10 protein-coding genes are annotated in these 11,800 nt (G+C 45.9%); 5 read left to right on the top strand and 5 right to left on the bottom strand.

Going from position 1 to position 11,800, the window contains the following annotated elements:
- Positions 1 to 85: 85 nt before the first annotated feature.
- Positions 86 to 256 carry a PG1828 family lipoprotein gene (locus tag ACTQ16_RS03770; protein WP_194256806.1) on the bottom strand — a complete coding sequence of 57 codons (171 nt, stop codon included), beginning with the start codon at positions 254 to 256 and terminating at the stop codon, positions 86 to 88.
- A gap of 529 nt (positions 257 to 785) precedes the next feature.
- On the opposite strand from ACTQ16_RS03770, the gene ACTQ16_RS03765 reads away from it, so the two are divergent.
- Entirely contained in the window at positions 786 to 1,958 is a 1,173-nt protein-coding gene (locus tag ACTQ16_RS03765) for an MFS transporter (protein WP_293629581.1), read from the top strand.
- A gap of 56 nt (positions 1,959 to 2,014) precedes the next feature.
- On the opposite strand, the gene ACTQ16_RS03760 is transcribed toward ACTQ16_RS03765, so the two are convergent.
- Genes ACTQ16_RS03760 through ACTQ16_RS03750 form a run of 3 tightly spaced genes read right to left on the bottom strand, consistent with a single transcriptional unit; the run spans position 2,015 to position 5,974 of the window.
- Complete coding sequence (locus ACTQ16_RS03760) at positions 2,015 to 4,501, bottom strand: ATP-dependent helicase (RefSeq protein ID WP_441936164.1); 2,487 nt, start codon at positions 4,499 to 4,501, stop codon at positions 2,015 to 2,017.
- 43 nt (positions 4,502 to 4,544) lie between these two features.
- Positions 4,545 to 5,279: a monofunctional biosynthetic peptidoglycan transglycosylase gene (gene mtgA / locus ACTQ16_RS03755; protein WP_294970859.1), complete on the bottom strand. Its 735-nt coding sequence runs from the start codon at positions 5,277 to 5,279 to the stop codon at positions 4,545 to 4,547.
- Positions 5,279 to 5,974: an OmpA family protein gene (locus ACTQ16_RS03750; protein ID WP_294970857.1), complete on the bottom strand. Its 696-nt coding sequence runs from the start codon at positions 5,972 to 5,974 to the stop codon at positions 5,279 to 5,281. The genes mtgA and ACTQ16_RS03750 overlap by 1 nt, the downstream gene beginning before the upstream one ends.
- A gap of 233 nt (positions 5,975 to 6,207) precedes the next feature.
- Between ACTQ16_RS03750 and proS the strand changes: the two genes are divergently transcribed.
- The 4 genes from proS (at position 6,208) to ACTQ16_RS03730 (ending at position 10,200) form a co-directional block, all read left to right on the top strand.
- Positions 6,208 to 7,689 carry a proline--tRNA ligase gene (gene proS, locus ACTQ16_RS03745; protein WP_294970855.1) on the top strand — a complete coding sequence of 494 codons (1,482 nt, stop codon included), beginning with the start codon at positions 6,208 to 6,210 and terminating at the stop codon, positions 7,687 to 7,689.
- 47 nt (positions 7,690 to 7,736) lie between these two features.
- Positions 7,737 to 8,141, top strand: a complete 405-nt coding sequence (locus ACTQ16_RS03740) for a hypothetical protein (protein WP_294970853.1) — start codon at positions 7,737 to 7,739, stop codon at positions 8,139 to 8,141.
- 147 nt (positions 8,142 to 8,288) lie between these two features.
- On the top strand, positions 8,289 to 8,684 hold the full coding sequence (locus ACTQ16_RS03735; RefSeq protein WP_441932738.1) for a hypothetical protein: 396 nt from the start codon (positions 8,289 to 8,291) through the stop codon (positions 8,682 to 8,684).
- Positions 8,685 to 9,489: 805 nt separating this feature from the next.
- On the top strand, positions 9,490 to 10,200 hold the full coding sequence (locus ACTQ16_RS03730; protein ID WP_441936266.1) for a carcinine hydrolase/isopenicillin-N N-acyltransferase family protein: 711 nt from the start codon (positions 9,490 to 9,492) through the stop codon (positions 10,198 to 10,200).
- A 78-nt stretch (positions 10,201 to 10,278) separates the two neighbouring features.
- Here the strand turns inward: ACTQ16_RS03730 and ACTQ16_RS03725 are convergent, their stop codons facing one another.
- Entirely contained in the window at positions 10,279 to 11,718 is a 1,440-nt protein-coding gene (locus ACTQ16_RS03725) for an amidophosphoribosyltransferase (RefSeq protein WP_294968027.1), read from the bottom strand.
- Positions 11,719 to 11,800: the final 82 nt, after the last annotated feature.

Below are 11,800 nucleotides of genomic sequence, written 5' to 3'. Positions count from 1 at the left end.
GACTCCAGGTCTATAAAACGAAAAAAGCCGCTAGACCAAGGTCCAGCGGTTGTTTCTCTCATTTCTGTTCGTCAGTAATTCTAAATTACTTAGCAGAATCAGCAGCAGCTGTATCAGCAACAGTTGTATCAGCAACAGTTGTGTCTACCTGAGCTGTGTCAGAATCAGCAGAAGCTGTGTTCTGAGCTGTTTTGTTACCACATGATGCGAAAGAGATAGCTGCGATAGCTACGAACATAAAAACTAATTTCTTCATTTTCTTTGCTTTTTAAATCTGTAAAACAATCATTCGTTTATTAAAACTGATGCAAAGGTAAGCATTTTTTTGATATGTTGTTCTTTTTTTTGCGACTTTTTTTAGGGGTATTTTGTAACAAAATCACAATAACCTAATAATCAGTAACTTACAAAGTGCTAACAAAGGTTAAAGTTTTTGGTGTGCTCGGAAACACCAAGATTTTAACACTTTTCATGCATTTTAAGTGCATTTTCAAGATGCCATACTCCCATCCTCCTGAAGCCCCAAAATCGTAAAATGTGTGCCCGAACATCGATTTTTTCCTGTCCAGGCTCTTGACTATCGAAAAATTCTACATATATAATAAGGTACGCGCGAGGGAAAGCGGGAAGAACGCATAGAAGAATATACAAAGGAAATGGCATAAACAGTCAGCAGATTTTTGAGAAAAGAAAAAGTTTTCGTAACTTTGCACTATGTTTCAGAGGAATTTTCCCTGAATACAAACAGATTGCGGAACAGAACAGAAGAAATAACTGAAAGAAAAATGATACAACTGAAAGAAAACAATGGAATACCTCGCAGTCTCTTACTGACGATGGCTGTGATAGCAGGACTAACTGTAGCCAACTGCTACTATAATCAGCCCCTACTGGAAATGATACGCCATGACCTGGGCATCAGCCAGCATAGTGCCAACCTCATCACCGTAGCCACACAGATAGGTTACGCCCTGGGCCTATGTTTCCTCATTCCCATGGGCGATCTCTACTCGCGTCGCCGCATCATCGTTACCAACATGACGGTGGCAGCCATCATGGCCATCATCATAGCCTTGGCACATAACGTATGGCTCCTCTGGGGTGCTTCCCTCTTCCTGGGAGCCTGTTCGGTGATTCCGCAATTCTTCATCCCTATCGCCGGACAGTATTCTGCGCCCAAGAACAAAAGCAGGAATATGGGAATCGTACTATCCGGACTCCTCACCGGCATCCTGGCTTCACGAGTCATCAGCGGATATGTAGGTGACTGGCTAGGCTGGAGAGAAATGTTTCTCATCGCAGCTGTCGTGATGCTGATCTGCATGGCACTCACCCTCAAGATTATTCCAGAGATGAAACGCAACTATATCGGAAGTTACAAGGGATTGATGGTTACCGTCTTCGAAATCTTTGCCTATCATCCCCGCATCCGTCTCTACTCCATCCGTGCCGCCTTTGGTTTCGGCAGCATGATGGCTATCTGGTCCTGTCTGGCTTTCCATCTGGCTCAGGCACCTTTCTTTTCAGGTAGTGAGATGGTAGGAACTTTAGGTGCCTGCGGTATCGCCGGAGCCCTTGCTGCCAGCGGTATCGGCAAACTGGTTCCGCGATACGGCATCAGAAAACTGAGTCTTTACGGAGCAGTACTCCAGATTGTCGCATGGAGTATTGCCAATCTCTACGGAGATACATACGCAGGTCTCATCATCGCCATTATTCTGGTAGACATCGGTCTGCAATGTCAGCAACTCAGCAATCAGAGTGGCTGCATCCAGGAAATCCCCGAAGCAGCCAACAGAGCCAACACCATCTTCATGACCACCTATTTCATTGGTGGATCATTAGGAACCTACTGTGCCGGTATTGCCTGGACCCAGATAGGATGGCTGGGAGTCTGTACAGTAGGAATGGTCTTTGCTATCATCTCGCTCTGCATCTCCGTCTGCAACAGAAAATAAAAAATGCAATAGCAGATAGAAAAATTCTGTCTATCTGCTATTGCAAACAAAAAAGTTTAATTAAGAATGGTATACTTCGCATATTTCAGGAGCAACTGCTTGACACCGGAATTCTGAAATTCTACAGTAGCCTTCGCATTCTCGCCCTGACCTTCAATCTTCCGGACAATGCCTACCCCGAAACGCTGATGCTCTATCTTGCAACCTTCCTTCAAAGCACCGAAAGAAGAACCGGCAGAAGAAGACACCGAAGAGGTTGAAGATACCGATGAACTTCTGTTATTCCCCAATATACGACGAGCAGCATCCAAAGCTCTTACCGACTTGAAATTACCTGAAGATAATGACTCACGGGAAGAAGATAATGACGATGAGGTATCCGATGCCGGTTTAGGATCCGGACGGAACTGCGATGTCACACGCTTCCATTCCGGAACATCCTCATCTCTATCGCTTCTTCTGCGCTTCTGGTCCCAAGGCATCCGTTTGCCATATCCACCGCCATAAGAAGAACGTTCACCATAAGAAGCACTTCTATCATAAGAAGAGCCACCACCAAAGTAAGAACCACCCATTTCATCCTGTGCCTCTATCAGACTGTCATCAATCTCATCAATAAACCGGCTAGGATTATCAAACTCCATCTTGCCATAACGGAAACGGTTCTTGGCATTTGTCAGAATACAATGTTTCTCGGCACGGGTGATTGCCACATAAAGCAGACGGCGCTCTTCCTCCAGTTCCCTGACAGACATGGCAGCCAGCGGACTCGGGAAGATATTCTCCTCCAATCCTACAATGAAGACAGTAGCAAATTCCAGACCCTTAGCCGCATGAACGGTCATCAGGGACACACGAGGTTCATCCTTGGCTCCCTCACTATCCGCATCTGTAAGCAATGCCACATCCTGAAGATAATCCGTAAGAAAGGCTTCATTCATCCTACCCTCTTCCCTGCGCTCCTCGACGAAGGCAGACATACCGCTCAGGAATTCCTCCAGGTTCTCCTGTCTTGCCAGGTCATCGGCATCTCTGCCACTCATGATATCCTGACTGATGCCACTCTCCTTGATGATAGCATCACCCAGTTCATATACATCCGTAGTATGAGAACGCTCGATAAACGAAGAAATGAGCAGTCGGAAATTATCCAGTTTCGTCAATGTACCCTTGTTTACATTGAGTCCATAATGTGCAGGCTCGCCTATCACTTCCCAGAAACTCACCTGATTCTGATGCGCACAGTCAGCAATCTTCATCACCGTTGTTGCACCGATACCGCGAGCCGGATAGTTGATGATACGCTTGATGGCTTCCTCATCATCCGGATTAGCCACCAGTCGGAAATAGGCAATGATATCCTTGATTTCCTTGCGCTGATAGAAGCTCAATCCTCCATAGATGCGATAAGGAATGCCCTGCCTTCTGAACTCCTCCTCGAAGCTGCGGCTCTGGGCGTTGGTACGATACAGAATGGCGAAATCATGATATTCGCAATTATCCTGACGCTTGATGCGCTTGATGTCCTTAGCCACGATTACCGCCTCTTCCTTGTCGCTGTAAGCCGGTTTGTACTGCAACTTCTCGCCTACCGCATTCTCACTATATACATCCTTCTTGATCTGATTGCGATTATTCTTAATCAGACTGTTGGCTGCCTTCACGATAGTCTGGGTAGAACGGTAGTTCTGCTCCAGTTTGAAGAGCCGTGTACCCTTCAGCTGCTTCTGATAATTCAGGATATTGTCAATATTGGCACCACGGAAGCTGTAGATACTCTGCGAATCATCACCCACGGCACATACCCGAAGTTTCTCCTTGCACAGCTGCATCACGATAGACATCTGCACATGGTTGGTGTCCTGATACTCATCTACCAGGATATAATCGAAGCGGGCTGCATATTTCTGTCTGATTTCTTCATGTTCTCTGAACAACTGATGGGTCAACACCAGCAAATCATCAAAATCCATGGCGTTGGCTTGTTTGCAACGCTGCACGTAAGCCAAGAATATCTTTCCCACTTCCGGCATCTGTGCACGCTTGTTCTGCTCATAGATGGCAGCATCACTGGCATAGGATTCGGCACTCACCAGATTGTTCTTAGCCATCGATATCTTGGCATGAACAGCAGCAGGCTTGTATGATTTATCATCCAGTCCCATCTCCTTCACGATTGCCTTAATCAGCGAGCGTGAGTCGGCTTCATCATATATGGTAAAGTTGTTGTTGAATCCGATATGCTCAGCTTCAGCACGGAGAATGCGTGAGAAGATGCTGTGGAAGGTACCCATATAGAGATGCTGGGCCAAGTCGTCGCCCACCAGTCTGCCGATACGTTCCTTCATCTCCCTTGCCGCCTTATTGGTAAAGGTAAGAGCCATGATGCTCCAAGGCTTCATCCCCTGGTTCAGGAGATAAGCAATCTTATAGGTAAGCACACGCGTCTTACCCGAACCGGCACCGGCAATCACCAGCGACGGTCCGTCAATATATTCAACCGCAGCTCGCTGCGCTTCATTCAAGTCGTTCAGTAAATCCATTAATCAATATTTACCAGATTTTTCACTCTTCATTCTTCACTCATTACTTTCCCCTATATCCTCCCACAGCTGTACTTGGGTCATAATCCTCACCTTCTCTCGGGAAGGAAGGGATGAATCTCATCTGATGCTCTATCTGGCGCTGACGCTTCTTCATATAGGCACTCGGATGAAGAGAACTGAATTTGCGGGGATTAGGCAGTGTAGCAGCAATCAGGGCGCACTGGTCACGGAAAAGATCCTGCGCTTTCTTGTCGAAATGATACTCAGCCACAGCATCCACACCATAGATTCCAGGTCCCATCTCGATACTGTTGAGATAAACCTCCATGATGCGCTGCTTGCTCCACATCATTTCGATGAGAAAGGTGAAATACACCTCGAAGCCCTTGCGGGTCCATGATCTTCCCGGCCAGAGGAATACATTCTTTGCTGTCTGCTGACTGATGGTACTGGCTCCATGCACCTTTCCGCCACGGGCATTATTCTTGGCTGCACTCTCGATGGCATTGAAGTCAAAACCGTGATGCTTCAGGAACCGGGCATCCTCACTCGCCATCACAGCCACAGGCATATGGGGAGAAATCTTGTCCATCGAAACCCAATGATGATGCAATGTAATACTCTCACCATCAGCTACTTGCTGAAAGCTGCGGATAAACATCAAGGGAGTGAAATACACCGGAATGAAACGATAGGCTACAACAGCAAGAATGGTGGTACTGAAAAACAGCACCACCACCCATCTTACTATATTTCTAATCTTCTTGAGTATCATTATTTCAATGTACCGTTATTAGCAGCGTTAACCATTGCCTGAGAAGCATACATGTATACCTCTACACGACGGTTAGCCTGACGGCCAGCTGCTGTTGAGTTGTCTGCAACAGGATTAGAAGAACCGAAGCCCTGAACAGATTTGATCTGTGAATTCTGCACACCACAAGACATCAGGTAGTTGTATACAGACTTAGCACGGTTCTCGCTCAAAGGCAAGTTGATACCATCGTTACCGGTGCTGTCAGTATAACCCTGGATAGAAACCTCGCAGTCTGTATTATTCTTCAATACGGTAGCAAAGCTAGCCAAATCGTTCTTGGCATTGGCATTGAGAACATACTTGTTGGTCTGGAAGAGGATACCAGAATCGAAAGTAACTTTTACTGCAGCCAAACCGTTGGCATCAGTCACAGTCTCAACCTGTGCATTCTTCACAGCCTCAGCCTCGGCCTTTACCTTATCCATATGCTTGCCAATCAGATTACCTGCAGTACCACCAACAGCTGCACCGATAGCAGCGCCTACAGCAGCACCAGTTCCACGATGGCTATTATTCAACAAACCACCAACGATTGCGCCCAAGGCAGCACCTGCACCTGCACCAGCAGCTGTACCTGTCTTCTGACTTGTTCCACAACTTCCCAAAACGAGCAGCGCTGAAAGTGCTACTACTGTAAAATTCATCTTTTTCATTACTTATTCTCCTATATTTTATGTTATTTAAATGCAAAGATACGTATTTTTTCTCCAATAAGGAGAGATTTCTAATATTTTTTTGTATTTTTGCATGCAAAATTAAAGGTATTTGTCCAAACAGGGTAAGGAAATCTCCTATTTTGGGGTGGAAAATCCCTATATATGACAAAAAAAAGATGATACCTTATTATATAATATAGAAGAATAAAAATAAAATATAAAATAGTAATATGGCTAAAGAACTTAAGAATTTGACCAAGCGCGCTGACAACTACAGTCAGTGGTACAACGACTTGGTAGTGAAGGCTGACCTCGCAGAGTTGTCTCCTGTTCGTGGTTGTATGATCATCAAACCATACGGTTACGCTATCTGGGAGAAGATGCAGCAGCAGCTCGACAAGATGTTTAAGCAGACAGGTGTACAGAACGCATACTTCCCTCTCCTCATCCCGAAGAGTTTCTTCTCTCGTGAGGCAGAGCACGTGGCAGGTTTCGCCAAGGAGTGTGCAGTAGTTACCCACTATCGCCTCCGTTCTACAGAGGATGGCACAGAAGTTGAGGTAGATCCTAACGCAAAGCTCGATGAGGAGCTCATCATCCGCCCTACTTCAGAGACCATCATCTGGAACACATATAAGAACTGGATCCATTCATGGCGTGATCTCCCTATCCTCTGCAACCAGTGGTGCAACGTAATGCGTTGGGAGATGCGTACCCGCCCATTCCTCCGTACTTCTGAGTTCCTCTGGCAGGAGGGTCATACCGCTCATGCTACCAAGGAAGAGGCTGAGGCAAAGGCTCAGGAGATGCTGAAGGTTTACGCTGATTTTGCAGAGAACTACATGGGCGTTCCTGTTTTGCAGGGTGTGAAGAGTGAGACTGAGCGCTTCGCCGGTGCCCTGAACACTTATACCATCGAGGCAATGATGCAGGATGGTAAGGCTCTCCAGAGCGGTACTTCTCACTTCCTGGGTCAGAACTTCGCCAAGAGTTTCGACGTAACATACTTGAACAAGGAGAACAAGCCTGAGTATGTATGGGCTACTTCATGGGGTGTTTCTACCCGACTGATGGGTGCCCTCATCATGGTTCACAGCGATGACAACGGTCTCGTATTGCCTCCAAAGCTGGCTCCTATCCAGGTGGTTATCATCCCTATCAACAAGGGCGACGAGCAGTTGGCTCAGATTACAGCCAAGTTGCAGCCAGTCATCGACCAGTTCCGTGAGCTCGGCATCACTGTGAAATATGATGACAATACAGCTAAGCGTCCTGGGTTCAAGTTTGCTGACTACGAGTTGAAGGGTGTTCCTGTTCGTCTGGCTATGGGTGGACGTGACTTGGAGAACAACACCATCGAAATCATGCGTCGTGATACATTGGAGAAGGAGAACGTTAGCTTCGACGGCATCGTAGAGCGCGTAAAGGATATGTTGGAAGACATCCAGAAGAATATCTTCGAGAAGGCTCGTGCTTACCGTGATGCTCACGTTTACGAGTGCGACAACTACGAGGAGTTCAAGGAGCGTGTGAAGGACGGTGGTTTCTTCCTCTGCCATTGGGACGGTACAGCCGAGACCGAGGCAAAGATCAAGGAGGAGACTCAGGCTACCATCCGCTGCGTGCCTTTCGCTTACGAGCAGACTCCAGGTGTAGATATGGTAAGCGGCAAGCCAGCCGTAGCCCGTGTCATCATCGCAAAAAGCTATTAATCATCCCCGGTGTCGGGAGTTCATCCTGACACCATAATATATTTAACATGAGGCAGTTGATACTTTACATCCTTTTTCTGATGTCCATGGTCTTCGCAGGCTATGGAGAGGTATCTGCTGCCTCTGTTTCTTATACCTCCGACGCTCTTCCAAAGAAGGATAAGCTGGCTAAGGTAGAGTACGACCAGCATCAGGGTGATGCCCAGCTGGAGAATGCTTCCGAGCTCGCCTATCGCATTTGCAGCAGTCGTCCGCAGCGCTTATTGCCTAGTGGTAATATGCACGGAAATCAATCAGCAAGTAGATTGCTTTCAAATAGAATTCATTTATTATTCACCCTTTTATCCGCTATAGATGGTGCGATGGAGCCTTTCCGCCAGGAGACCGCCCCTATCCACTTTGATGTCGCCAGCAAATATTATATCATTTGCCTGCGGCGTCTCCTCTGTTAGCACTTGTTTTTCTCTTATATACATAATATATCATATCGTTTGTCGCATCATCTCTTCAAGATGCGATAAGGATTATCACACCCCTAGCATAACAAAAAAACAGTACAATATATATATTCATTTAAGATAAAAACAAGTAATAAGATTATGGCAAAGATCAATCATATAGAAATGGGTGAAGACGTAATGGCACTCAATGACGTACAGGTAAAGAAGGGTTTCATGGGTTGGAGCGTCAAGCTCACCTACAAGCCAACACAGAGCAAGATCCAGATCAAGGAGAAGGAATATACTGCTGAGGACGGAAAGAAGCTTGAGAACATCCTCACTGCTGCTCCAGCAGAAGTGGAAACTGCCATCAGCAAGTTCCCGGTTTCAGCCATCAGTATGGGAAACTTCAAGTTGCAGGCATGTCTTTCTGACGATTCTCAGTTTGCTGCCCTCCAACTCCTCGCCTACAAGGATTTCGGCTACAAGCCTGTTACCGAGATGAAGGTTTATACCGGTAGAACCGCCGAAGTTTTCTCCAGACTGTTCGCATAGTAACGATAGATAACTATCAGATAGGTTCACCCTCTTCATAGATGGAAGAGGACTTTATTTCATGTGTTTCATGTGCTCCACTTTGCTCCCCGCAAGTGGAGCATTTTAGATTCATTACAGTCATCTTTATAAGCAAGGCGGTCTCAACCTTTTTTCATAACTTCGCAGCAGCTTTCAAGAACGAAGGCTGAAGCTGAACTTTAGCGTTTCACTCTTTTTATAAGCAGCGCATACTAAAGAATATAAAGAAATATGTATCAATAGGTTATATAGAATTTAAACATCCCTTAAACGCAGTTTTTACCCCATTTTCAGTGTTCAGAGTTCAGTATTCAGCCTGATGTTCAGTCTCATGAGACATTGAGCAAACAAGTACTATCAATCTTAATTTACCGAATGGTGAACAGCGGGGTGAACACTTGCCCCAAGCATTCACCTTTTCGGCTCCGGGGTGAACCCTAGTAAAAAGAACTTTGTATATACAGCGCATGCTAGAAATATAAGAGTCTATATTATAATGGGTTATATAGTGTTTTTAACACATTATTAACGCTAAAGGTTGGCTTCGGGGTTCACCCTTCACCGACTTCATTGCCAAGTGTTCACCCCCACTCTTATTTAGAGAACGACTATTCCCTGCAGGATACCGCCCCGACCTGCCCTTCCAGGGGTGGGTAGGGTAAGTAAGGCGTAAACAAGATAGTTACGATTGCTAAGTATCATGGTTACGATTGCTAAGTATCATGGTTACGATAGCTAAGTATCATACTTATGGAGTTATACCAAGCAGGCATTTCCATATCTTCTGATGGACGGCATGAACGAGGCCGGCTTTACCGTATCCGTACTCCATCTCGACGGCAAGCCAACCCAGCAGGCAAGCACGGGCAAGAAACTGACTACAACCCTGGACTTACGCATGATGCTGGATCATGCCAAGACGGTAGATGAAGCTCTCAAGATTCTGGACGGATATGACCTCTGTATACCGGATAATGACGGTAACTATCATTTCTTTATGGCAGATGCCACGGGCCGTTATGCCATCGTAGAATTCGTATATGACAAGGACCACCAAAGCAAGATTTACATCGTCGATGAATATACGGGTGAAGACGGAAAGACTCATTTCAAACATCCTGACGTATTGCCAAACACCCGCGAGGTGATAGAAAAGCGCTATGCCAGCAACTTCTATGTATCTGAAACCATGGCATGTTCAGATAAAGGTCCGAAACTCTCGAACCACGGCAAGACCCGCTACGATATTATGGAATTCGTTCTGAAACAGAACAGCAACCAGTTGTCAGAGGAAGGAGCCATGAATCTGCTCAATGGTATGAGTCAGGCAGAAACTCCAGGCAATCCAACGAGCCATACCCAGTGGTCAGTGGTATACAATCTCTCCAAGCGCAAGGCAACCGTCTGCGTGAACAGAGATTACAAGAACAAGTTTACGTTCTATGCAAAAGAATACATTTTATGCAAAAGAAGATTTTGCAGAGAAATAATATAAAAATAGGTCTAGCGACCCCCGCAAAGCGCGGTGTTGCTAGACCTATCTTCTAATCTATCAAGAACTTATATTCTTATTTTAGTCTTCATCAGCAAACTCATCAAGAGTATATGCGCTGCTGCCATCGAAACAATGGGTACATACCTGGCACTTTGGAAGACCGATAGCCTCTACCAGCTGCTCGATGGTATTGAACTTCAATGTAGTCAAGCCCAACTGGTTGGCAATCTCATCTACCATCTTCTGATACTCAGGAGAACCAGTGGTAGCGTATTTATCAAGATTCTTGTTGGCATCACCCTCAAACTTCTCGATGATGCGACGGGTAATCAGCTCCATATCACTCTTTGAAGAAGTGAAGTTGATAAACGGACAACCATATACCAATGGAGGACATGCAATACGCATATGGCACTCCTTCAAGCCTGCCTGGTCGAAAAGCACCTTCACGTTATCGCGAAGCTGGGTACCACGAACGATACTGTCATCACAGAACAACACACGCTTGCCCTTGAGCATCGCCTTGTTAGGAATCAGCTTCATCTTGGCTACCAATGAACGCATGCTCTGGTTGCTTGGAGTAAAGCTACGAGGCCATGTAGGAGTATACTTGGCAATACAACGCTGATAAGGCACACCCTTGCCGGCAGCATATCCCATCGCCATACCAGTACCAGAATCCGGAATACCGCTGCAGCAGTCTACCTCAACATCATCACTCTTGGCGAGATTGAAACCGTTGGTAAAACGAGCCTCCTCTACATTCTTGCCCTCATAGGTAGATGTAGGGAAACCATAGTAAACCCAGAGGAAAGAACAAACCTGCATCTTCTTGTTGGCAGGACGAAGCTGCTCCATCTTGTCGGCAGTAATCTTGACGATTTCTCCCGGCCCCAGCTCATATTCTGTTTCATAATTGAGGTTAGGGAACGAGGTGGTTTCGCTGGAAGCAGCATAGGCACTATCCTTCTTACCTATAATTATAGGTGTACGTCCCCAACTGTCGCGAGCGCAGATAATACCATCCTCGGTTAGAATCATCATGGTACAGGAGCCCTTGATGTGGTGGAATACATTCTCGATACCTTCGCGGAATGTCTTACCCTGAATAATGAGTAATGCAACCAACTCGGTTGGGTTGGTGCTGCCTGAAGACATCTCTGCAAAGTGCATGTTCTTGTCTAGCAGGTACTGGGTTAGTTCATCCTTGTTTACAATCTTAGCTACAGTACAAATGGCGAAACGGCCAAGATGTGAGTTCATGATTAATGGCTGCGCATCCGTATCGCTGATTACGCCGATACCAGATGTTGCTCCCTCAAACTTGTTGAGTGTAGGCTCAAACTTCGTTCTGAAATAAGAACTTTCAAGGTTGTGAATTGAGCGCACGAAGCCTTTCTCACTACTGTAGGTTGCCAAACCGCCTCGACGTGTGCCGAGATGTGAGTTGTAATCAGTGCCGTAGAACAGGTCTGCGACACAACTTTTCTTGGAAATAGTTCCGAAAATACCTCCCATAAGAGTATAATTCTATGTTATTGTTTGTAATATTGGGTGCAAAGGTAATAAAAAGATGTAAATTATGCAAGAAAAAACAGTC

The organism is Prevotella sp. LCP21S3_D2, assembly GCF_052118345.1.
Taxonomy (GTDB): Bacteria; Bacteroidota; Bacteroidia; order Bacteroidales; family Bacteroidaceae; genus Prevotella.
Note: the sequence above shows the minus strand (reverse complement) of the source record. Positions and strands in the feature narration are given on the sequence as shown.

Coding starts and splice junctions, on each gene's coding strand:
- ACTQ16_RS03770 (WP_194256806.1), bottom strand. CDS start 256: ATGAAGAAATTAGTTTTTATGTTCGTAGCTATCGCAGCTATCTCTTTC.
- ACTQ16_RS03765 (WP_293629581.1), top strand. CDS start 786: ATGATACAACTGAAAGAAAACAATGGAATACCTCGCAGTCTCTTACTG.
- ACTQ16_RS03760 (WP_441936164.1), bottom strand. CDS start 4,501: ATGGATTTACTGAACGACTTGAATGAAGCGCAGCGAGCTGCGGTTGAA.
- mtgA (WP_294970859.1), bottom strand. CDS start 5,279: ATGATACTCAAGAAGATTAGAAATATAGTAAGATGGGTGGTGGTGCTG.
- ACTQ16_RS03750 (WP_294970857.1), bottom strand. CDS start 5,974: ATGAAAAAGATGAATTTTACAGTAGTAGCACTTTCAGCGCTGCTCGTT.
- proS (WP_294970855.1), top strand. CDS start 6,208: ATGGCTAAAGAACTTAAGAATTTGACCAAGCGCGCTGACAACTACAGT.
- ACTQ16_RS03740 (WP_294970853.1), top strand. CDS start 7,737: ATGAGGCAGTTGATACTTTACATCCTTTTTCTGATGTCCATGGTCTTC.
- ACTQ16_RS03735 (WP_441932738.1), top strand. CDS start 8,289: ATGGCAAAGATCAATCATATAGAAATGGGTGAAGACGTAATGGCACTC.
- ACTQ16_RS03725 (WP_294968027.1), bottom strand. CDS start 11,718: ATGGGAGGTATTTTCGGAACTATTTCCAAGAAAAGTTGTGTCGCAGAC.